The 23,427-nt window shown below is 36.6% G+C and carries 22 protein-coding genes and 1 tRNA gene; 12 read left to right on the top strand and 11 right to left on the bottom strand.

Annotated features, from left to right (window positions below):
- Window positions 1-306 (bottom strand): LapA family protein, encoded by a 306-nt coding sequence (locus V7097_RS14800; RefSeq protein ID WP_335704399.1) that lies wholly within the window; start codon window positions 304-306, stop codon window positions 1-3.
- Window positions 307-446: 140 nt separating this feature from the next.
- Here V7097_RS14800 and V7097_RS14795 point away from each other — a divergent pair, with 140 nt between their 5' ends.
- From V7097_RS14795 to V7097_RS14785, 3 genes are read left to right on the top strand one after another with little or no spacing between them, the layout of a single operon-like run.
- The gene (locus V7097_RS14795; RefSeq protein ID WP_335704398.1) at window positions 447-1,049 is read left to right on the top strand and encodes a class I SAM-dependent methyltransferase; all 603 of its coding nucleotides are present in this window, start codon (window positions 447-449) and stop codon (window positions 1,047-1,049) included.
- A 3-nt stretch (window positions 1,050-1,052) separates the two neighbouring features.
- On the top strand, window positions 1,053-1,337 hold the full coding sequence (locus tag V7097_RS14790) for a DUF3219 family protein (protein WP_335704397.1): 285 nt from the start codon (window positions 1,053-1,055) through the stop codon (window positions 1,335-1,337).
- A 13-nt stretch (window positions 1,338-1,350) separates the two neighbouring features.
- The gene (locus tag V7097_RS14785; RefSeq protein WP_335704396.1) at window positions 1,351-2,340 is read left to right on the top strand and encodes an LLM class flavin-dependent oxidoreductase; all 990 of its coding nucleotides are present in this window, start codon (window positions 1,351-1,353) and stop codon (window positions 2,338-2,340) included.
- 111 nt (window positions 2,341-2,451) lie between these two features.
- On the opposite strand, the gene V7097_RS14780 is transcribed toward V7097_RS14785, so the two are convergent.
- Window positions 2,452-2,916 carry a low molecular weight protein-tyrosine-phosphatase gene (locus V7097_RS14780; RefSeq protein WP_335704395.1) on the bottom strand — a complete coding sequence of 155 codons (465 nt, stop codon included), beginning with the start codon at window positions 2,914-2,916 and terminating at the stop codon, window positions 2,452-2,454.
- A gap of 631 nt (window positions 2,917-3,547) precedes the next feature.
- On the opposite strand from V7097_RS14780, the gene V7097_RS14775 reads away from it, so the two are divergent.
- Window positions 3,548-3,718 (top strand): hypothetical protein, encoded by a 171-nt coding sequence (locus V7097_RS14775; protein WP_335704394.1) that lies wholly within the window; start codon window positions 3,548-3,550, stop codon window positions 3,716-3,718.
- 320 nt (window positions 3,719-4,038) lie between these two features.
- Here V7097_RS14775 and V7097_RS14770 read toward each other — a convergent pair whose 3' ends face one another.
- From V7097_RS14770 to selD, 5 genes are all read right to left on the bottom strand, one after another.
- A complete protein-coding gene (locus V7097_RS14770) occupies window positions 4,039-5,139 on the bottom strand; it encodes an AI-2E family transporter (protein ID WP_335704393.1) in 1,101 nt (366 codons plus the stop codon).
- 85 nt (window positions 5,140-5,224) lie between these two features.
- Window positions 5,225-5,962 (bottom strand): phosphonate ABC transporter ATP-binding protein, encoded by a 738-nt coding sequence (gene phnC / locus V7097_RS14765; RefSeq protein ID WP_335704392.1) that lies wholly within the window; start codon window positions 5,960-5,962, stop codon window positions 5,225-5,227.
- A gap of 15 nt (window positions 5,963-5,977) precedes the next feature.
- Window positions 5,978-6,733, bottom strand: coding sequence for a phosphonate ABC transporter, permease protein PhnE (gene phnE / locus V7097_RS14760; protein WP_335704391.1), 756 nt, complete (start codon window positions 6,731-6,733; stop codon window positions 5,978-5,980).
- A gap of 11 nt (window positions 6,734-6,744) precedes the next feature.
- Window positions 6,745-7,638: a phosphate/phosphite/phosphonate ABC transporter substrate-binding protein gene (gene phnD / locus V7097_RS14755; protein ID WP_335704390.1), complete on the bottom strand. Its 894-nt coding sequence runs from the start codon at window positions 7,636-7,638 to the stop codon at window positions 6,745-6,747.
- Window positions 7,639-7,705: 67 nt separating this feature from the next.
- Window positions 7,706-8,758 (bottom strand): selenide, water dikinase SelD, encoded by a 1,053-nt coding sequence (gene selD / locus V7097_RS14750; RefSeq protein WP_335704389.1) that lies wholly within the window; start codon window positions 8,756-8,758, stop codon window positions 7,706-7,708.
- Between the two features lie 356 nt (window positions 8,759-9,114).
- Here selD and V7097_RS14745 point away from each other — a divergent pair, with 356 nt between their 5' ends.
- Both V7097_RS14745 and V7097_RS14740 read left to right on the top strand, forming a co-directional pair.
- Entirely contained in the window at window positions 9,115-10,140 is a 1,026-nt protein-coding gene (locus V7097_RS14745; protein ID WP_335704388.1) for a PTS transporter subunit IIC, read from the top strand.
- A gap of 261 nt (window positions 10,141-10,401) precedes the next feature.
- Entirely contained in the window at window positions 10,402-11,166 is a 765-nt protein-coding gene (locus V7097_RS14740) for an alpha/beta fold hydrolase (protein ID WP_335704387.1), read from the top strand.
- Between the two features lie 119 nt (window positions 11,167-11,285).
- On the opposite strand, the gene V7097_RS14735 is transcribed toward V7097_RS14740, so the two are convergent.
- Entirely contained in the window at window positions 11,286-11,807 is a 522-nt protein-coding gene (locus V7097_RS14735; protein ID WP_335704386.1) for an undecaprenyl-diphosphatase, read from the bottom strand.
- A 318-nt stretch (window positions 11,808-12,125) separates the two neighbouring features.
- Window positions 12,126-12,222: transfer RNA gene (locus V7097_RS14730), tRNA-Sec, on the bottom strand.
- A gap of 136 nt (window positions 12,223-12,358) precedes the next feature.
- Between V7097_RS14730 and selB the strand changes: the two genes are divergently transcribed.
- The 4 genes from selB to htpG all read left to right on the top strand — a co-directional run bounded on the left by selB (window position 12,359) and on the right by htpG (window position 17,494).
- Window positions 12,359-14,242, top strand: a complete 1,884-nt coding sequence (gene selB / locus V7097_RS14725; protein ID WP_335704385.1) for a selenocysteine-specific translation elongation factor — start codon at window positions 12,359-12,361, stop codon at window positions 14,240-14,242.
- A gap of 12 nt (window positions 14,243-14,254) precedes the next feature.
- Window positions 14,255-14,488 (top strand): SelT/SelW/SelH family (seleno)protein, encoded by a 234-nt coding sequence (locus V7097_RS14720; RefSeq protein WP_335704384.1) that lies wholly within the window; start codon window positions 14,255-14,257, stop codon window positions 14,486-14,488.
- A gap of 87 nt (window positions 14,489-14,575) precedes the next feature.
- Entirely contained in the window at window positions 14,576-15,487 is a 912-nt protein-coding gene (locus V7097_RS14715) for a CBASS cGAMP-activated phospholipase (RefSeq protein ID WP_335704383.1), read from the top strand.
- A gap of 126 nt (window positions 15,488-15,613) precedes the next feature.
- Window positions 15,614-17,494 carry a molecular chaperone HtpG gene (gene htpG, locus V7097_RS14710; RefSeq protein ID WP_335704382.1) on the top strand — a complete coding sequence of 627 codons (1,881 nt, stop codon included), beginning with the start codon at window positions 15,614-15,616 and terminating at the stop codon, window positions 17,492-17,494.
- Between the two features lie 174 nt (window positions 17,495-17,668).
- Here htpG and V7097_RS14705 read toward each other — a convergent pair whose 3' ends face one another.
- Together V7097_RS14705 and ilvD are read right to left on the bottom strand one after the other, a co-directional pair.
- Window positions 17,669-18,211, bottom strand: a complete 543-nt coding sequence (locus V7097_RS14705) for a transcription repressor NadR (protein ID WP_335704381.1) — start codon at window positions 18,209-18,211, stop codon at window positions 17,669-17,671.
- Between the two features lie 134 nt (window positions 18,212-18,345).
- Complete coding sequence (gene ilvD / locus V7097_RS14700) at window positions 18,346-20,025, bottom strand: dihydroxy-acid dehydratase (RefSeq protein ID WP_335704380.1); 1,680 nt, start codon at window positions 20,023-20,025, stop codon at window positions 18,346-18,348.
- 347 nt (window positions 20,026-20,372) lie between these two features.
- Between ilvD and gndA the strand changes: the two genes are divergently transcribed.
- A complete protein-coding gene (gene gndA / locus V7097_RS14695) occupies window positions 20,373-21,785 on the top strand; it encodes an NADP-dependent phosphogluconate dehydrogenase (RefSeq protein ID WP_335704379.1) in 1,413 nt (470 codons plus the stop codon).
- Between the two features lie 337 nt (window positions 21,786-22,122).
- The gene (locus V7097_RS14690; protein ID WP_335704378.1) at window positions 22,123-23,391 is read left to right on the top strand and encodes a lactate racemase domain-containing protein; all 1,269 of its coding nucleotides are present in this window, start codon (window positions 22,123-22,125) and stop codon (window positions 23,389-23,391) included.
- Window positions 23,392-23,427 lie beyond the last annotated feature (36 nt).

Here is a 23,427-nt window from a genome sequence, read left to right as displayed (position 1 = left end):
TTATTTTTCACTTGTTTCAACTGCTGTTTTCTCTATTGGTTTTTCCTGAATCTTGGCTGCATTAAGTTGTTCAATTTCTTTCTCTAGCTTTTTGATCTGTCTTTGTTGCTTATATTGACGGAGAATACCAAACATACCCACGATCAGACCACCAAGTAATGCTGAACCCAAAATGATTAAAATAAGCGGAATCTCTGTGTAGCCAAATACAAAATTAACTCTTACAGAATCCACGTTCACAACCGCAAATATCGCGATAATCAGTGCAAATATAAGTCCTAAAATCAAACTCCATTGGAATCTCAATACATACAACTCCTTAGTTCTACTTCATTTTATCTTACCCAATTTTAGCCTTTGATGTTCCAATCACATACCAATTATTCGAAATCCTTGTAAAGACTATTATATAATTAACGTATCGAAGGATAATGGAGCTGAAAAAAATGAGTACGATATTTCCAACCCTATACGATTTTTTCATGAAACCACTTGAAAGAAGAAAATTCATCTCAATTCGAACTCATTTACTAACAAAAGCCACGGGGCAAGTTCTCGAATTAGGTTCAGGAACAGGTATTAATTTTCCACTTTACCGAGATGTTCAAAGTGTTACGGCGATCGAACCTAATCCATATATGTCGGACAGAGCAATAGAAAACAAAGCACAAGCTACTGTTCCGATTGAAATTATCCGAGCGGGTGCAGAAAAATTACCTATTGCGAATAATACATATGACACCGTAGTGGCCACTCTTGTATTTTGTACAATACCAGAACCAGAAATGGCCTTGCAAGAAATGAAAAGGGTTTGTAATCCGAATGGAACAATTCTGATGTTTGAACATGTGAAAATGAGAAATCCTTTTTTATCGAGACTACAAGATTGGCTTACACCAGCTTGGAAAAAAGTATGTGATGGATGTTGTTTAAATCGTGAAACAGAACAACTAATAAAGCAATATGGATTAACAATACTAAACAAAAAAGAATTTTATAATGGACTATTCATTGCGATGGAAATTCGAAATACCAAAAAGGAGAGCTGACCATTGATTACTGCAATATACTTAAATGATTACAAATTGGAAGTTTCTAATTATCAAGAAGATAATATAAATAATTTTTTGTTAGTGAAAGTCGATTTTAAAGTGGCAAGTAAAGAATACCATGAAATAACAACTCTTTTATATAAAGGGGATTTTGAATTAAAGGTCCCAGAGCGAAACCTTGCTTGTAAAGTTATGATTCAGGAATACTCAACCTCTATTACGAATCTTTATGAAAAAGATCAAGTTGGAGACTTCACACTAACTCTTCGTGAATTAAGAGAATAGGAGGGAGTTCAAGATGAAATTAAGCATTTTAGATCAAGCTCCTATTTCAGCAAATCAAACACCCCAGGAAGCATTGTTTGAATCAATGAAACTAGCGCAAGCAGGAGAACTATTGGGCTACACAAGATATTGGATTGCTGAACATCATGACTTACCTGGTCTTGCTTGTCCGGCACCTGAGGTAATGCTAGGGTACATTGGAGCACAAACAAATTCAATACGAATTGGTTCGGGTGCTGTCCTGTTACCTCACTATAAACCTTATAAGATAGCTGAGGTCTATAATATGCTTGCCACCTTATTTCCAAATCGAATAGACATCGGAATCGGTAGGGCACCCGGTGGTTCTGCGGAGGCTACCAATGCGCTATCTGATAATTTTTTACAGCAGGTTTGGAAGATGCCAGAATTGATTGATCTACTGCTTCATTTTTTACATAATGATTTTCCTAATGACCATGAATTTGCTAACTTAAAGGCAGCTCCAATTCCTCCAATACAGCCAGTTCCTTGGCTATTAGGAACGAGCAAAAAGAGTGCCATACTTGCTGCTGAAAAAGGGTTAGCATATACATTCGGACTGTTCATGAGCGACAATGATGGTGATGAAATCGTCAAGGATTATATTAATAACTTTACACCACGAAATGAAGGTGATATGCCACAAGTGATTGTTACTGTTTCTGCCATTTGTGCTGCAACTAACGAGAAAGCTGAAGACATTGCGTTAAGTTCTTATGTGTGGGGTAAGCAAAGAGAAAAGCGGGAAGGGAAGAAAGGAGTTCCGTCCATTTCAGAAGCAAAGGAATACCATGAGGGCTTTGAAAAAATGAAACAAAAAGTAATCATTGGAAATCCAAAAAATGTGAAGGATAGACTCCAAGAACTTAAAGAGGCATACCAAGCCGATGAAATTATGATTGTCACAATCACACACTCACCTGAGGACCGACTTAAATCATATGAACTTATTGCTAAAGAGGTGGGGCTTGCAACAAGATAAGTTTAACGGATTTATTTCTTGGGAGAAATCTAATAACATATTTAAGCACACGTTGTTTTTTACAAAAACGTGTGCTTTTTGAACTAGGTAATGGTTTTAGATGTCTTGTTGTTATAAGTTTTGTTCGCTGCGTATTTTATTGAGTAAAGCCCTGCACCCAGCAGAAACTAGACGATAGGTTTCATCAAAATCACCTGTGTAAAATGGATCGGGGACATCTATCTTGTATTTGGTCAGGTCGAGTAACCTAATGATCTTAGGATGGTTATGCTTGCCGGTTTTCTTGAAGATATTTTTTATGTTGCTTTCGTCCATCCCAATAATATAATCGAACTTCCAAAAGTCTTCTTTCTTTAGCTGGCGTCCAATAAGCCCATCGGAAGAGATATTGTATTTCTTTAGAATATCAAGAGTTCCTTCATGCGGAGGAAATCCGATTTGCAATGGACTTGTTGCAGCGGAATCAACTTCGATTTTGTGTGTCAAATTTTCCTTTTTGACTAAGTAACGAAAAAAAGCTTCAGCCATCGGTGAACGGCATATATTCCCTAGACACACAAATAAAACGTTGATCATGAAATACACCTCCAGTCGTTAATGGAGTCTTTTAAAAATAAACTGCTCCTACGATGATAAAAAGTATACACATACAATGGATAGAGCAAAATCAGCTCCGTATGTATCATTTTCCCTGTATAGAACTTTCTTTCCCGTTCTTTTCGTAATCACAACATATGTACAAAACAGAAATATGGAACGGCACTAATCCCAATTTTAGAAACTGAGGCAGAACGGGTCTTTATGGCACAACATCCGATGCTGAAGTCGGAGGCTACGATTCTGGTGATGTTGAGAATGCTGGATAATTAGATGAAAGTGTTCCGAAAAAATTTGATGAAGATGATCTAGCCGCTACGGAATCACTATAAAAAGAGGATTAAGAGGATTACTAGTAATAAAATTTCGGCGATTTTCTTTAACATTTTGTTAAAGATTCTAATACAAAGAGTAGAAATTTTGCACTTTAGACAACATCGTGCGATTCTTCGATAAGAAGGTCGCCTTTTTCTTATTTAAAGCAAAAATATTAACAGATACCGCCCACTAATCCTTCCTCGTAAATTTATCTAAAATGGACAAAATATGTTACAGGACAGTGCTGCTAAAATAAAAGCACTTCCCTAAAAAAAACGAGGGAGTGAAATAGATGATTGATAAGAATAAACGTAAACCTGAGGATAATGATACTCGTTATGCAATCGAAACTGGTGATACCATTGCTTCTGCTCTTGATCCATTTGGTTCTAATGCTGGTCCTGTAGCTGGTGGCGCGATGGATAATAAGTCGGGGGAAGATACAAACAAAACTCCAAAATAAGAGATTAGAATTAAGTAAAATCATCTTTTAAGCGAAGGGGTATTGCACATCCAGTGGACTTCCTAAGAGGGAGTCCTTTATATTAGTTGGCAAATTCAATAAGATATGAAAAGACTTTATATACTATTTTCCATGTTTGTCTATTTCAAATTATGGCTGTCTTTGTATCAAATTTGGTTATATTTGAAGGTTCTTAGGTTTAATCAAATTAATATTTTTAAACTTAAGGTAAATGGGATGACAATAGTGAGGGTAAGTTAGCTCAATAGAATGTAAAAAAAGGCTTAAAGATTTAAGCCTTTTTGATTAATTGTGTTCCGTTATATATCTGCCGTTAGTTCGGCCTTTTTCTTTGCTTTTAGGAATTTCACGATGTTGATTACTATCGTTTTGATAACAGCATAGGTTGGGATTGCTAGAATCATCCCCAGCACTCCGGCCAGATTACCTGCTGCAAGCAAGAGTATGATAATCGTAGCAGGATGTGTATCAAGTGTCTTCCCAAGAATTAGAGGGGAGAGAACATTCCCTTCAATTTGCTGTGCAATTACAATCACTACTACAACTAATAACGCCTTCATAGGGGAGTCAAATAGTGCAACAATTACGGCTGGGGCTCCACCTAAAAGTGGTCCAACGTAGGGAATGATATTAGTAACCGCGACAATCAATGCCATAACAAGCGCAAATGGTAAATCTATAATCAAGTACCCGATAAAGGATAAGGTTCCAACCGCTAATGCGACGGTAACCTGCCCTTGAATATAGGCGGAAAGTGTGTCACCAGTTTCTTTTAAAATCGTAAGCGCTTCGTCCCTGTAAGCTGATGGGAAAAACCTTGCAATAGCATGCGGTAACCGGTCGCCATCCTTGAACATGTAGAACAAGAGAAATGGCACAGTTACAAGAATGATTGCAATACTAGTAATTATCCCAATAAAATGCGTAATACCACCAGTAATCCGATTCGGGAGAGTATTCGCAAAAGCAATTAGTTTCTCCTCTATTGTATTTAATAATTCTTGCTGTTCAGTCTGAATCCACTTGAATTCCGAGGATTTTGAGAACTCCTCGAAAAAATCCATCGCTTGATTTGCATACCCTGGTAATGCATTTCCAAGAGCAGTGAATTGATTAGAGATAACAGGAACTAAATTCACGCCTGCTAATACAATCAGTCCAAAGAATACAATATAAATAATTAATATCCCTAGACTTCTCGGAACTTTATGGCGATAAAGAAATTTGACGACCGGATTTAATAGAAAATAAAGAAAACCGGTAATCAAAATCGGGAAGAAGATTGTTGAGAAAAACACACCAATTGGTTCAAATAAAAATGTAATTTTCGTTGAAACAAAGATAATCGTTAAAATTAACAGGATTTGAATAAGCCAATATTGTAATTTCGTTTTAGACAAAGTATGTACCTTCTTTTCAATTAATATACAAGAAGTATAACAATTCACGAAAAAGAAAACAATTACTTCATTCAAAGGTTTATTTTCATGAATTATAAGTCTGGTCAAACATTTCCTGTGTAAAATCATCCGGTTTTCCGTCAAAAATGAGTTCGCCATTCTTTAATGCAATCAGTCTCGTTGCAAACCGTTTAGCAAGTTCAACATCGTGAAGATTCATTATGGATAAGAGGCTATGACGATCATGTAATTCCTTAAGCAATGAAAAAATAAGATTAGCCGTTCCCGGATCTAAGCTAGCAACCGGCTCATCTCCAAGAAAAACACGTGGCTTCTGTAGTAAAGCACGAGCGATTCCAACCCGCTGTTTCTGGCCACCACTTAAATATTCAATTCGACGATTTTCATATTCGGAAAGACCAACAACTCCCAAAATCCGTTTTGCATTTTCGATTTCTTCCTTAGAAAATATCCCAAGCAAATTTTTCACAGAACTACGATAGCCGAACATGCCTGTTAATGAATTTTGCAAAACTGTTAAGCGAGGGATAAGGTTAAAGTGTTGAAAAATCATTCCGATTTCTCTCCGTATTAGGCGCAGTTGTTCCTTATTCTTAATTGTAAATGGTTCACCATCCCAAAATACTTCACCACTTGTCGGCAGTTGGAGACCATTCATACACCGAATCAGTGTTGATTTCCCTGCGCCGCTTTTACCAAGTACGCAGACAAATTCGCCCTCATCAAATCTGAGATTTACAGAGGATAGAGCAGGCCTTTCTGTATTCGGATAGTAGACTGAGACATCCGTTAATGTAATCATTTCTTACGCTCCTACTTAAATAACTTTATTCCGAACATAGCTTCCAAACGAATCCACAATAATAACAATAAGCATGATTAAGAACACGTCCAACGAAACAGAGGAATATTGAAAAGTTTTAAAATCATTAAATAGACGTTGTCCAATTCCGCCTCCACCAATAAAACCAAGAATAAGAGAGGTACGAATCGCAACCTCAAAGCGGTAAAAAAATTGGGACAATACATTCGGCCAAATTTGTGGAAGAATGCTAAAAAGGGATGCAAACCAATTTTTTGAACCAACTGCTCTCATCGCTTCGTGCGGACCAGGTTCTGCCGACTCAATAAGTTCTGAAATTAATTTTCCAAGCACACCAATATTATGAAACATGATAGCTAGGACGGCAGGGAAGGGACCAAGACCTAACGCTGTTAGTAAAATTAATCCGAACACAATTTCTGGAATGGAGCGAACAAAACTCATCAAGATTCTTGTAATATTAAAAACTATTGCAGATGGAGACGTATTTTTTGCTGCGAGAAAGCTAATCGGCAAAGCAATAATAAGACCAAAAACACTTCCTAAAAACGCCATCGCAAGTGTCTCTGCACTATCCCTTAACATCCGGGGTAAGGCTGAAAAATCCATCGGAAACCATTGTGATAGAAAATCAATCATATTTCGAAAATCACGAAATTTTGAAAGGTCAAATTCGGTTAACCTCATACTAACAAAAATCGCAATCACTAATAGAACTACAGATAGTAAAGTAGTTCGTTTAAACCACATGTAGATCAGCTCTATTCATTAATTATTCCTTGTTTAATCGCAGCTTGTCGAATACTTTCATAATCCGCATCTGTTGCTTCTGTAAATCCACTCGCTCCAAATGCAGCGAGGATTTCTTCATCATCGATAGCTAGGAAAGCACTTTTTAGTTTTTGAATGGTTTCATCGTCTGTATCCTTATGAACTGCCCATGGATATTGGAATAATTTTTCTGATTCCCAGATTGTTTTGAATAAAGAACCATCAATTTTTTTTGACTCAACAAGCTGATTATAAATAGCACTATCAATGGCACCAGCATCGACTAGTTGATTTTGTACAGCCAAAGCAGTTGCATCATGGGAACCTGTGAATCGGACAGATTTAAATTGATGCTCATCCTCAGATTCAAATACTCCTCGATCCTTAAGTTCTATTGAAGGAATGAGGGAGCCGGATGTTGAATTAATATCACCAAATGCAAAATCAAATTCCTTAGAATTTGCTACTAAATCTTCAATTGAATTTAGTGGACTATCTTTGTGAGTGATGATATAAGAATGATAGAATGGCTCACCGTCAATTAATTGAGTAATTATCGCTTTTGCACCACTTTTATCATGAGCAACAACATAGGTTAATGGACCAAAATAAGCCATATCAATTTTGTTATAATTCATCGCTTCAACAACACCGTTATAATCAGGATACACTTCAACTGATACTTCACGGTTTAATTCTTTCGTTAAAATGGATTGAAGCTTATCCATGGCTGTCTCCATTTCACCAACAGTTTGGACAGGAATAACCCCAATTGTAAAAGGTTCTTCGTTATCTTTTTTGTTTTCATCACTAGCATTTGAACCACATGCACTAAGAACTAATGTTATTACTAAGAAAAGAACGTAAAGAGTTTTCTTTTTCAAAATAGACACCTCGAATTTTTTTAATTTAGTATTCCCATCAACCTAAAAAGGACTCAATTTGAGCCCTTTAAACTACCTTAATATTACCAGGATTTTCGTTTGTTACTTCACCGATCATACTAGCCTCTACATTATTTTCGCGTAGTTCGAGCAGCATTTTTTCGGCTTCAGCTTCTGGAACGGATAATAGTAGTCCACCAGACGTAATTGCATCACATAAAATAAGTTGATCAAGTTCATCGAGTCTCGAACTATATTCGACTCGATCAGATAGCCAAGCATGATTTTTCTTTGTTCCACCAGGAACTACCTTTTGTTCTGCAAGCTCTTTTGTTCTTTGTAAGATAGGGACATTTTCAAACTGAATGGTCATCCCTACATTGCTTCCTTCAGCCATTTCCATTGCATGCCCAAGTAGGCCGAATCCAGTTACATCTGTGCATGCGTGGACATTAAAGTGATCCATCACCTCTGCAGCTTTTTTATTCAAAGTTGCCATGACCTCAGTTACTTTTTCAATATCTTCTTGCTCTAACAGATCTCTTTTTATCGCTGTGGTTAAAATCCCAACTCCGATAGGCTTTGTTAAAATAAGTCGGTCACCCGGCTTTGCACCAGCATTTGCACGAATTCGATTTGGATGGACTGTACCCGTTACAGATAAACCGAATTTCGGTTCTTTATCATCGATAGAGTGACCACCAACTAAAGAAGCTCCCGATTCTCTTACTTTTTCAGCAGCTCCTGCTAGAATGTCCGCTAAAATACTTTTATCCAATGTATTAATAGGGAAGGCGACTATATTCATGACCGTAATCGGTTTTCCTCCCATTGCATAGACATCACTTAATGCATTAGCAGCGGCAATCTGTCCAAACATATAAGGGTCGTCCACAATCGGCGTGAAAAAGTCCAGCGTTTGTACAAGTGCAAGTTCATCATTAATTTTATATACTCCTGCATCATCAGGAGTATCAAGACCAACTAATAAATTTGGATCTGGTGTAGCTTTTGGTAAATGACGCAGAACCTGCGTCAGGTCCTCAGGACCGATTTTGCATCCTCAGCCAGCTTTTGTTGAAAGGGAGGTCAATTTAATGATTTCTTCCTTCTTAGACATCAACGTCACTCCTTCCATTCTTTGTATTTGGCACTATCAAAGCACCTAATTTCCAAAACTTATTTTATCATAATAAAATTAGTATTAGAAATTTATTCGATTTTTATATTATTTTAATCCTACTTTAATAAAGCTAAAAGCTATATTCAAATAACACTCCAATTAATCTTTTTTAAAGAAGGTTGAGTTCAATTATTCGATAAACACTATTAATGTAAGCGTTATTAAAGATTTTGAATAAATGTAATTGTTGACATTATCTGAAAACAATTATATTATGATACCAATTAATCGAAAGGGACAAAATTCAAAAAAAACATAGATTCGAAAAACTACCGCATCAGGGGGATTACACAATGAAACAAGCAACGAAAAAATATTTGATTGATCGAATGTATAAAGCTTCACAAGGACTTGCAAATGCAGTATTAGTTACACTTGGGATTGGTCTCCTTATGGAATCACTCGGAACTTTTACTGGTTGGGATGGCTTTACTATAATTGGAGTTTCCGCACAGCTCATGTTAGCCCCAGCTCTTGGAGCAGGCATCGCGTACCAGCTTGGAGGGAATACACTAGTCATTTTCAGTGCAATGGCCTGTGCAACGATAGGAGCAAGCGCAGTTCAACTTACCGAAAATGGAGTTACATTAGTAACAGGACAACCATTAAGTGCAGTTATGGCTGCAGTTATTGCTACTTGGGTAGGTAAGCGTGTTGCAGGAAAAACGAAACTTGATATGATGGCAATACCTTTTGCTGCTATTTTTGTAGGAGGCATCGCGGGTGTATTTTTATCAATGATAACCACTCCGTTATTAGAATGGTTAAGTGCACAAATAGCTGCATCTGTTGCTGGTTCTCCTATTATTGGACCTATGGTTATATCACTTGTTTGGAGTATTTTTCTAATGTCGCCAGCGTCTTCAGCCGCAATTGCGATTGCATTACAGCTTGATCCGGTTTCAAGTGCAGCTGCTTTAATTGGATGTACAGTTCAATTTGCTGGATTCACCGCAATGTCATTTAAACAAAATGATGCGGGGGCTAACATTGCACAATCCTTAATTACTCCTAAGGTACAATTTCCGAATTTAGTCAAAAATCCACGGCTTGCCATTCCGCCGTTTATCGCTGCGGTCATTTGTGCGCCAATTGCAACATTGATTTTTGATTTTCAAGTTCCATATCAATTAGCTGGTCTAGGTCTTAATTCATTAATCGCACCTATCAATATTTTAGCTGAACAGGGTGCTATCGTATTATCAATTTATATCGCTGTTGGGATTATCTTACCAATTATTATAACTTTGGCAATCTATCATGGTTTAAAAGTAATTGGATGGACAAAAGCATCTGACTTAAAAATGGAACTACAATAAAAAAACTGGGTGGAAAGGAAGATTCCTTATGCCGCCCAGTTTTTTTGTCTTATTTACATTATTTTGGTATATATAGGGAATAAACAATGTGTTCCCCGCAATTAGTTATACCAACATTTTTTCACATCGGTTAAATAGCAAAAAGTTACAAAAAGCTATCGACAAAGTAACCACTATTTCAAGGCAATAATAGTGTATTTCCGTCAAAATAATGGATAAAGTATATTCATAACTACTTTGACTAATGAGGTGTTTAACATCATGCCATTGTTAGATTTGAGCAGTATCAGCCTTTTTTATAAGGTTAAAGGAGAGGGACCTTCGATTGTTTTTATTCACCCTCCTTTACTCACTAGCGCAAATTTCGAATATCAAGTAGATGAATTATCTAAAAATTTTAGAGTAATCACCTTTGATATTCGAGGTCACGGAAGAAGTCAGTATTCAGTTCAACCCATTACTTATTCGTTAATTGTTAAAGATATCAAAAACCTATTGGATTATCTAGGCATCGATAAAGCTTTCCTTTGCGGTTATTCGACCGGGGGTTCAATTGTATTTGAATTTTTACAGTCTTACTCTGATAGGGCATTTGGAGGCATAGTCATTAGCGGAATGTCTGAGGTTAGTGATTGGTATCTAGAGAAAAGAATTTCTTTAGCAAGTTTGCTTTCGAAACCAAGAATTATCGGCTTGTTGGGGCTAGCCATTACATGGGGGAATTCAAATACAAAAGAAATTTTTAAGCATATGTATAGAGAATCACTAAAAGGTGATGCAAGAAATATTGAGCAGTATTATACTTATAGCCTAAACTATAAGTGCACCAATCAGTTAAACAGTATTAACCAGCCAATTTTACTCGTTTATGGTACAAAAGATAAATCATTTCATAAATACGCCAAGGTATTACATGAAAAATTACCAAATAATCAATTAAAATTTATTGACGAAAAACATCAAATTCCCACAAAGTCTGCTACAAAATTAAGTAAATTGATATACGATTTTATTCGAGCACATTGATGGGGCAGTCAGTTATAGGATGCTGTAATGGAGGAATTATCACAGAAATGATCAAGCATTTTTAATAAAAGAATGATTCAATAAAATAGAATAAGAGCGTGTTTATAGAATAAATTTGATCAAAGATCAAACTTTATTCTAATGCTACATATGCGAGAGATTTTATCTAATATGGTGCTGGTCATAGTGGCGATAAAGGCACTTCCGATAATATCAGACGGATAATGATGTCCTACCCAAATACGGGAGAAGCCAGTCAATAAGGATAACACCCACATGATTGAACCGAGGACACGATCATAAAGAAAGATAGAAGTAGATATAGCAAATACTAGCAAAGTATGTTTACTTGGAAATGAAGAATCCATTTTTGAAGGAATAAGTATGCCGACACGATGTTTTACAAAAGGACGTGGTTTAAAGTAGAACAACTTTATTAAAGTATGAATTAACAATGTAATCCCCATAGATTTTACCGCATTACAAGATACTTTTTTGTAAGAATCATTTCTAAACCATATGAAAATCAACACAAAAAGAAACACATAACGAATCTTATTTGAAATCAATATCATCAGCAAATCAATTGGAGAACAACGTCCGGAAAACTGATTGATTAGTTTAAATACTTTATTGTTCATAAAAAATTCTCCTAACTTTATAGATACAAATAAAGTTCCCAACTATGAAAGAATATATGTATAAATCGAAGATACGGAATTAGCTGTTATAAACTCATAACCCTCTTGTCCTGCAATAGAACAAGAGTTAATAATTTTCCCACCATTTCCTTTTTTTTCATTTGATTTGCTGCGGCTTGAATGCCGTAGATAACACCCTTAATGTTGACATCGAATTTGATGAATTGTTTGACTAAGAATAAGGTTCGGCACCATAAAGGCACCAAGATAGTGATATTAATGAGAAGAAATTCCTTAAAGTATTGATATATAAGTACTTGGCGGGACTGTGTGGGAATCGAACCCACCGGAGACGACACGCGCCTCCCTCAGGGTTTTGAAGACCCAGGGGGACACCAGTCACCCAACCAACCCCAAAATAGACTACCTCTCATTATAAACAGGAATCTCTTTTTTAGGCAAATTAGAATCCTCAAACTTGAATTATTCACGTGCTTGTTAGTAAAGTAGAAGAGAGAAAAGACGGTTAAATAAAGGGGAGGAAGCAGTTAATGGGAGATTCATTTTATACGATTGGAATGGCTGGTCATATAGACCATGGGAAAACAACCCTCACAAAGGCTTTAACAGGCATTGATACTGACCGATTAAAAGAAGAAAAAGAACGCCATATCTCGATCGAACCTGGCTATGCACCCCTTAAACTAGATAACGGAATCCATGTATCTATAGTTGATGTACCAGGACATGAACGTTTCATTAGACAAATGATAGCTGGTGTTGCCGGAATTGACCTTGTGATACTCGTAATTGCTGGAGATGAAGGTGTCATGCCACAAACGAAGGAACACCTCCAAATTTTGAAATTTTTAGGGATTAAAAAATGTATGATTGTGGTTTCGAAAATTGGAAGAGTGGAAGAGGAGTTACTCGAACTCGCTGTCGAAGAAATAAAAGAATTACTGGCAGAAACAGATTATAGCTATGCACCAATACTATATGTTGATAGTATCTCAGAAAAAGGGATTCCGGAACTAAAGCAAGCGATACAAAAGGAGATCGATGGCCTTGAACAAAGAAATAGCAACGGCTCATTTCGTTTGCCGATTGACCAAGCCTTTACGGTTCAGGGACATGGAACTGTTGTAAGAGGGACTATTTTTGAAGGTGTTGTGACAAGGGACAGTCAATTAACACTTTTGCCATCAGAGAAAATGATAAAAATTCGGCAAATCCAGGTACATAATCAGGAAATAGAAAGAGCACAAGCGGGACAACGAGTTGCTCTAAACATTACCGGAGTTACAAAGGATGAGATAATACGTGGTGATGTACTTGTCGATTCAGAAAACCTCCAAGTAACGAACACGATTGACATCGCTCTGCAGCTTGTTTCGACACTATCAATCCCACTTAAACAACGTTCACCAGTCAAGATACATGTTGGCACGACAGAAGCTTACGGTAAAATTGTCTTTTTTGACCGAAATGAAGTCAAAGAATCAGTTGAAGAAATCCTTTGCCAAATACGGCTTAATGAAGAAATCGTTGTTCGTCGCGGAGATCGATTTATTTTACGGAGACCGACTCCAGTTGAAACCCTTGGTGGCGGATGGATTATTCAACCTCAAGCACAGAAATATCGTTTTGGTGAAGAAACTATTACTATGCTCAAAAAACAATTGGAAAGTTCACCTTCAGAAATTTTGGATGACTTGCTATTAAAAAATCAACATTTATCAAAACTTCAACTATCCCAGCTCTCCTCTTTGCAAGAGGAAGAAGTAGACGAGATTGTATCCACCGGTCTTAAATCAGGTGAGTACATCGAAATCTCTGAACATGTGTATAGTTTAAAAAGAACGATTTCTAAACTTAATGAAGCTATCTTAAATAAGTTAAAGGAATATCACGTTGAGTTTCCTTTGCGAATAGGTATGAGTAAAGCCGAACTTCTTCAAGCGCTTGGTCAGAACAAAAATTTAACCGAGCACTGTATAAATGAATTGTTACAAACCAATGGATTGAAGAAAGAAGAGCAATATTTATCGCTATCAAGTTTTAACCCCAGCCTTCCTAAAGGGCCAATGGAAATAGTTGCTTTGTCACTAATTAATGACGGCGTCCAACCTAATAAATGGGTAGATTATATAAAACAGAGTAAACTTTCTAATCAAGCAGCAAACGAACTTAAGTCGTATCTATTAAAAACGAATCAAGCACTTTTGCTTAATGAGGAAACATTGATTTACAAAAACGCTTTTGACAAAGCTGTTGAAAAGTTAACAGCGCATACAGATGAGAGTTTTAGTTTATCAGAGGCAAAAGAAATTCTATCGCTTTCTCGTAAATATCTCATTCCTTTCTTAGAATTACTGGATCATCACCAATTCACAAGACGAGAAGAAGGGAATCGGGTATGGAAAAATAAATAGGAGGTATTTAGGATGTATAAGGTATCTATCGAATTTTGCATGCAGTGAAACTACGCACCAAAAGCCGCAGGTCTAGCGGAAAAACTATTGACTCATTTTAAACAAAAGATTTCAAGCTTCGAACTTATGCCGTCATCGGGTGGAGTGTTTGAAGTAACCGTTAATGGAGAAAAGGTCTTCTCTAAGAAAGAAATCGGAAGGTTCCCAACTCCGGAAGAAATCATTTCTACAATGGAGCAAGCGTAAGATGCCTTTTTAGGGCATCTTTTTTTGCTTATACCTCCGTACCCCAAAGGGAATACTAATAGGAAAACTCTTTAAAAGGTGAAATATATGAAAATCCTTTGCATTGATGGGGGCGGAATTCGCGGAGTCTTTGCGGTTGCCATTTTACATGCGATAGAAAAAGAATATAATCAACCCATCTCCGAAATGTTTGATATGATTTCAGGAACGAGTACCGGTTCGATTATTGCTGCTTCAGCAACTCTCAAATTAAATATGGAAGACGTACAAGAAAGCTATATTAAATACGGTGAAAAAATTTTTACGAGACAAGCGAAGGTCGGCTTCCTGAAAAGCGTGTACAGTGATCGTTATTTACGCCACTATATCCAAGAAGCATTTGGTGAAATATCTTTGTTTGAAATAAAAAAGCCATTGCTCATTCCAACTGTGGATATTACCCATGGAAAACCATTTGTCCATCGAACGAATTATGGAAATGCCGAACAGGACGATCATTCCATTAAGCTCTGGGATGTCGTTCTGTCTTCATGCTCGGCACCGGTCTTTTTCCCACCAAATAATATTAATAATCACTATTTAGCGATAGACGGGGGACTTTGGGCAAATAATCCGTCACTCGTATGCATCACTGAGGCTCAGAACCATTTTAAAAAGGACTTAACTGACATTCATATTATGTCGATTGGGACTGGTCTGCAAAAAATTGATTTTTCAATAGAAACGAAAAAAAAATGGGGCGTAAATCAATGGTTGCCCTTCAATCTACCATCGATGAAAATGACACCAAAATTATTAGATCTTGCTCTGCATCTATCATCAGAATCTGTAACCTATCATTGCCAGCATTTACTTGGTAATAACTATTTTCGAATTAATGAAGACCTCGGTCAGGAGGTTCCATTTGACGCCCCTGAATATATCGATTTTCTAGTCAAGCTCGGAGCCGAGTCGTTTCAAAAAAACAAAAAGAAAATCGCTACATTTTTAAACAATTAATATCGTCTTGATTGACAGAGAAAAAAATATATGTTATTAAAAAATTGGGCATTAGCACTCCAGGATTGCAAGTGCTAATCAAAACAAAAAAATAGTCATAGTTTTTATTGGAAAGGGGAACTAGCCATGGCAAAAAAACAATTTAAAGCAGAGTCTAAAAGGTTATTAGAAATGATGATCAACTCGATTTATTCGCAGCGCGAAGTATTTCTACGAGAGCTAATCTCAAATTCGAGCGATGCAATTGATAAGATTTATTACAAGGCGTTAACTGATGACCGGTATCAATTTAATAAGGACAGTTATTTCATCAAAATTACTGCTGACAAAGAGAACAGAACCTTAACCATTGCTGATACTGGTATTGGAATGACAAAGGAAGAGCTTGAAACGAACCTTGGCACAATCGCAAAAAGTGGTTCGTTAGCTTTTAAAAAGGAAACAGAAATCAAAGACGGCCATGATATCATTGGACAATTCGGTGTCGGATTTTATGCCGCTTTTATGGTTGCTGATGTGGTAATCGTTATTAGTAAAGCACTCGGCAATGAAGATGCTTACAAATGGGAATCAAAAGGTGCAGATGGATATACCCTTGAAACAGTTGAAAAAGATACAGTTGGAACTGAAATCATATTAAAAATCAAAGAAAATACTGAAGACGAATCTTATGAAGAATTTTTAGAGGAACATCGCTTAAAATCAATCATTAAAAAATATTCCGATTTCATCCGCTATCCAATTAAGATGGATGTAACAACAAGTAAACTTAAAGAGGGAAGCGAATCTGAATACGAGCAGGTTGCAGAAGAACAGATCATTAACAGCATGGTTCCAATTTGGAGAAAGAACAAAAGCGAACTTACTGATGAAGATTATGAAAAATTCTATAATGAAAAGCATTATGGGTTTGATAAACCACTAAAGCATGTTCATATCAATGTGGACGGTACAATTCGCTACAATGCAATTTTGTACATTCCTGAAAATATTCCATTTGATTATTATTCAAAGGAATATGAAAAAGGGCTAGAGCTTTACTCTAACGGTGTTCTAATAATGAACAAATGTGCTGACCTGCTTCCTGATTATTTCAGCTTTGTAAAAGGATTGGTAGATTCTGAGGATTTATCGCTTAATATTTCACGAGAAATGCTTCAGCAGGACCGTCAATTAAAGCTCATAGCGAAAAACATCAATAAGAAAATCAAAAGCGATTTGCATAGCATGTTAAAAAATGAACGCGATAAATATGAAAAATTCTATAATAGCTTTGGGCGCCAATTGAAATTTGGTGTGTACAGTGATTATGGAAGTAATAAAGATACTCTTCAAGATTTGTTGCTTTTCTATTCTTCCAAAGAGAAAAAGCTGGTTACATTAGATGAATATGTATCAAGAATGGCAGAGGATCAAAAATACATTTACTATGCAACTGGTGATTCTATTGAGCGTATCGATAAACTACCACAAACTGAATTAGTTGCTGATAAAGGTTATGAAATCCTTTATTTCACAGAGGATATTGATGAATTCGCGATTAAAATGCTTATGAAGTACAAGGAAAAAGAATTTAAATCCATTTCTAGCAGTGATTTAGGCTTCGAACCAAATGAAAGCGACAAAATAACAGAAGAGGAACAAACCGAAAACAAAGAGCTATTTGAGTACATGAAAGATGCATTAGCAGGCAAGGTAACCGATGTGAGAATTTCAAAACGTCTAAAAACACATCCAGTTTGTTTATCAACTGATGGAGACATCTCTATCGAAATGGAGAAAATTTTGAATGCAATGCCTGACAATCAAAATGTTAAGGCTGATAAAGTATTAGAGATTAACGTACATCATGAAGTCTTCCTATCATTAAAAAATGCGTTTGAACACGATAAAACTAAGCTTGATTTGTACACTCATTTATTGTACAACCAAGCACTTCTTATCGAAGGTCTGCCTATTCAAGACCCAGTTGAATTTACAAATGATATTTGTAAAATTATGGTATAAAAACATGGTACATTTTTAGTTTGCGGCTAATATTTAAAAAATATAGCCAATAGCAAAGTTTTATGGTTAATACTCAAGAAATACGGCCAATAAAATACATTTATGGCTAATAGCCGAATATATTTCATGATCACAAAAAAGCAACAGTCCAACGAGGCTGTTGCTTTTCTAATCTTACTGTTCACTTAATAAAATATTCACTTCACGTAATGCTTCACAGGCTGCATCTAGTTTTTCAACGGAATCGGCTTCAATCGTATGTAAGTGCACTCCATTCGTCAATAAGGACAGGAGGGAGGCATTGGTTTCAGATAATTTTTCTACAAATCGTTTCACTTCAAACCGATTTTTAATCATTAATGATCCTGCAATTTCTCCATATACTGGATGCTCGACAATTACATCCCGAACGGTCACACCATGATCAACTAATATGTTGAGTTCCTCAGCAGTTTGCTCAGATGTGTGCTTCACAGCAATAATTCTTGAAATGTGATCTCGGTTTGGTTCTTCCTGAAAATAAATATAACCCTGGCTAGTAGCAACAATCGGTTCATTTTTCGCCTTTAATAACGAGATATCTTGAACGATTACTTGGCGGCTCACATTTGCTCGTTTTGAAAGTTCCTCACCAATAATCGGAGTAGGGCTTTCCTTCAACCATTTGATAATCGATTCTCTCCGTTTTTCCCCTAATAGTTTTTTATCTGTACTCATTTTTTTCACTCCATTTAAAGCTGCAAGAGCCTCCACTTTTCATTAATTTTATCAACAAGTTCTTTACAAGACAATTCTCGTAATTGAAAAAACAGCCTGATTCAGTTGAACCAGGCTGTTTTGCTAGGGGTGTATTAAATTTTCATAACTCCACCAGTACTTGCATTTGTTACGAGCTTTGAATAGCGGGCTAGGTAGCCTTTTTTCACTTTTGGTTCAAAGCCTTTCCATTCAGCTTTACGTCTTTCAAATTCTTCATCAGAAATTTCTAATGTAATTGAACGATTATTTAAATCAAGCTCAATGATGTCTCCATCATGAACGAATGCAATTGGACCACCTTCAGCAGCTTCCGGGGAGATATGTCCGATAGAGATACCTCTTGATGCACCGGAGAAACGTCCATCAGTAATTAAGCCAACTTTGGCACCAAGACCACGTCCTACGATCTGGGATGTTGGTGCAAGCATTTCAGGCATACCTGGGCCACCTTTAGGGCCTTCATAGCGAATTACCACTACATCTCCTTCTTTAACCTTACCAACAATAATAGCAGATAGCGCATCCTCTTGAGAATCAAAGCAAACGGCAGGGCCTCTGTGGTATCCGCCAACCTCTGGGTCAACCGCACCAACTTTAACGACAGCACCCTCAGGAGCTAAGTTACCAAATAAAATCGCTAATCCACCTGTTTCAGAATGTGGATTCTCTAGTGGGCGAATCACATCATGATCCGTAATTTCACAGCCTGCTACAGTTTCACGTAAAGTTTTACCTGTTACAGTCAAACAATCTCCATTAATAGCACCTGGCTTTTTAAGCAATTCATTAATGATTGCACTTACACCTCCAGCATTGTGAACATCTTCAATATGATGATCAGAAGCAGGGGCAATTTTTGCTAAGTGTGGGACACGAGCTGCTATTTCATTAATACGTTCTAATGAATAATCAATTTCGGCTTCATTCGCTAATGCTAGAGTATGAAGAACAGTATTTGTTGAGCCACCCATTGCCATATCTAAAGCAAATGCATTATCAATTGTATCTACTGTCACGATATCACGTGGTTTAATATCCTTTTCAATTAAATACATTAATTGTTTTGCAGATTCTTTAACAAATTCTTTTCTTTCCTCTGCTACGGCTAGGATTGTACCGTTACCTGGAAGAGCAAGACCAAGTCCTTCTGCTAAACAGTTCATTGAGTTAGCTGTAAACATACCAGAACAAGAGCCACATGTTGGACAAGCAAATTGTTCAATTTCTGTTAACCTAGCTTCATCAATTTTACCAGATTGATAGGCACCTACACCCTCAAATACCGAGTTTAGGTTAAGTGGGTTTCCTGCCGCATCACGACCAGCTTTCATCGGACCACCACTAACAAAGATAGTAGGGATGTTTAGACGCATTGCAGCCATCATCATTCCTGGAGTGATTTTGTCACAGTTTGGAATACACACCATTCCATCAAACCAGTGTGCAGCCACGACTGTTTCAACTGAGTCAGCAATGATTTCACGGCTCGGAAGGGAATATCTCATTCCGATATGACCCATTGCAATTCCATCATCAACACCAATTGTGTTCATTTCAAATGGAACGCCGCCAGCTTCACGAATGGCTTCCTTTACGATTTTTCCAAACTCTTGTAAATGAACATGTCCTGGAACAATATCAATATATGAGTTGACAACTGCTATAAATGGTTTGTTAAAATCTTCATCCTTCACTCCGGATGCACGAAGCAAACTTCTATGCGGAGCTCGATCGATACCTGATTTAATCATGTTACTACGTAAATCTGCCATTAAAACAACCTCCATTTAAAAAGTAAAACAAAATTGAAAATTTAAATTATTACTCATTGTAACACTATTTTCAAGATAATCAATTAATAAATTTCGTAGTTTTTATGAGAATTTTAGTAATAATAGTTTAAAATCTTAATAGATTCTACAAATTTCAACAGTTGACGAATTGATTTAAAGAGGATAATCTTCTATAATATAAATAGTTAGTTTAGGAAACAAATTAATTATTTCGTTAAGACTTCATCTTTTAAAATATATTGTTATAATCACTTTAAAAGATACACAAAATAACATCATGATTTGTTTTCTATCTTTATTACATAAGTAGAAAGGTTTGATTTTAAATGTCTAAGCAACAAATAGGTGTAGTTGGTTTAGCAGTAATGGGTAAAAACTTAGCGTTAAATATAGAGAGCAGAGGGAATTCTGTTGCTGTTTTTAACCGTTCATATGAAAAAACTGAAGATTTCCTTAAAAATGAAGCGGCTGGCAAAAACTTTGTTGGCGCAAAAACGATTGAGGAGTTTGTTAATTCCTTAGAAAAACCACGTAAGATCTTATTAATGGTTAAAGCTGGAGCAGCAACAGATGCAACTATTGATTCTTTAAAGCCATATCTTGAAGAAAATGATATTCTAATTGATGGTGGAAATACATTCTTCCAAGATACAATTCGTCGTAACAAAGAATTAGAATCAACTGGAATTCACTTTATCGGAACTGGAGTTTCTGGTGGTGAAGAGGGAGCATTAACTGGTCCTTCAATTATGCCGGGTGGACAAAAAGAAGCATACGAGCTTGTTGAACCAATTCTAAAATCAATCTCTGCAAAAGTATCAGGTGACCCATGTTGTACATATATCGGACCAAATGGTGCCGGTCACTATGTAAAAATGGTACACAACGGTATTGAGTATGGAGACATGCAATTAATCTGTGAAGCATATTTCATCTTAAAGAACGTTCTAGGCTTAAGCACTGACGAACTTCATGAAGTATTTGCTGAATGGAACAAAGGTGAACTAGATAGCTACTTAATCGAAATCACTGCAGATATTTTCACTAAGAAAGATGAAGAAACAGGAAAGCCACTTGTTGATGTAATCCTTGACACAGCAGGTCAAAAAGGAACTGGTAAATGGACTAGCCAAAATGCACTTGATTTAGGTGTTCCACTTCCAATCATTACTGAATCTGTATTCTCACGTTTCATCTCAGCTATGAAAGACGAGCGTGTTAAAGCAAGTAAAGTTCTTTCTGGTCCGTCAGTACAAGAATTTAATGGAGACAAACAAGAACTTATCGAATCAGTACGTAAAGCACTTTACTTAAGTAAAATTATTTCATATGCACAAGGTTTTGCTCAAATGCGTGCAGCATCAAATGAATACGACTGGAATTTAAACTACGGCGAGATCGCTATGATTTTCCGTGGCGGTTGTATCATTCGTGCAAAATTCTTACAAAACATCAAAGAGGCATATGACCGTGACCAAGAATTAGCAAACCTATTATTAGACCCATACTTCAAGGAAATTGCAGAAGGGTATCAATCATCATTACGTAAAGTAATTTCGCTTGCAGTTGAAAACGGAATTCCTGTTCCAAGTTTCGCAAGTGCAATTGCATACTATGATAGCTACCGTACTGAAACATTACCTGCAAACCTTCTTCAAGCACAACGTGACTATTTCGGTGCACACACTTACCAACGCGTTGATAAAGAAGGAACTTTCCATACAAACTGGATGGAATAAAGTGAAACTTCATTCAGTAGGGGGATTCATCCCCCACTGAATGTTAGTTGAACCAATCGGGCTTTTACTGGCAGTTGATTCCCGCAGTTATACTTCTTTGGTTTTTTCCTGAAGTCTAGAAATGGGGATCTTACTGCCAGTTAATGCGGGGAAAATCATTGTTGGGGTTTCAACATTGAAACCCCGGCTTTTATTTGTAAAAAACTCATTGTTCGATGTAAGGGATTACACCTACATAATTTGGGCTTCCATTGTTTTAGTGCAAAAAAAGAGACATCGCCGTAAAAAATGCGTAAACTGTTTTTAGATGTTAGTTTTAATAGAAGGGAGTCTTATCATGGGTATTCTCCAAGAGTTATTAAAGGATATTCCTGTTCCAAAAATGCTCAAAGTTAAACAGCATTTTGATGATACTAAAGTTGAAAATATTGAAGAAGATTTAATAAATAAATTACTTCGAGAAGAAGTGAAACAAACCATTAAACCAGGCATGGAAATTGCCATTGCTGTAGGTAGTCGTGGCATTGACGCTTTAGTTGACATTACGAAAACAACTGTTCAATTCATTAAAGATATGGGCGGCAAGCCTTTTATCGTACCTAGTATGGGCAGCCATGGTGGTGCAACTGGTGAAGGTCAGCGTGATGTTTTAAAGCATCTTGGTGTAACAGAAGAAAGTGTTGGCTGTGAAATACGTTCTTCAATGGAAGTTATTAAGCTAGGCGAACTACCAAATGGCTTACCTGTTTACATTGATAAATATGCTTCTAAAGCTGACGGAATTGTTGTAATCAATCGTGTAAAACCACATACAGCTTTCCGTGGTCCAGTTGAAAGTGGAATCCAAAAAATGATCAGCATTGGCCTTGGAAAGCAAAAAGGAGCAGAAGCTTGCCATCAGTTAGGCTTTAAATACATGGCAGAAAATGTTCCTGCAATGGCGAAAATGATTATGGAAAAAACACCATTTCTTTTTGGTGTTGCTACTGTAGAAAATGCATTTGATAGGGTTGCAAGAATTGAAGTCATGCTAACGAATGAAATTATTGAGAAGGAACCTGAACTTCAAGCACAAGCAAAGCAATTACTTCCAAAGCTGTTCTTTGATCAAATCGATGTTCTTGTCATTGATCAAATAGGTAAAAACATTAGTGGAGACGGAATGGATCCAAATATTACGGGTCGTTATCCAACTCCATACGCACATGGCGGTCCTGATGTGAACAAAATGATTGTGTTGAACCTAACTCCAGAAACAGAAGGTAATGCGAATGGTGTAGGAACAGCTGATTTCACAACACAACGACTTGTTGACAAAATGGACCTTGAGTTCACATATGCAAATGGATTGACTTCAACAGTGGTTGCACCGACAAAAATTGCAACAACACTTCCAAATGATAAAGAAGCAATTCAAGCAGCTATCAAAACATGTAATATTTTGGACTTCACAAAGGTAAAAATGGTTCGTATCAAAGATACATTGCATGTGAGTGAAATTGAAGTTTCCGAAGCACTATTAGATTACATTAAGCAACACCCAAATATCGAACAGGCATCAGATCTTTACGACTTCGACTTCGACGAAAACGGAAACCTATTTTAACTTTATTCAGTCAGGGGTTAAACCCCGACTGAATAA

This window comes from Bacillus sp. JJ1562 (assembly GCF_036962705.1).
Classification (GTDB): Bacteria; Bacillota; Bacilli; order Bacillales; family Bacillaceae_L; genus Ferdinandcohnia.
This window is presented reverse-complemented; position numbering and strand designations above follow the sequence as displayed.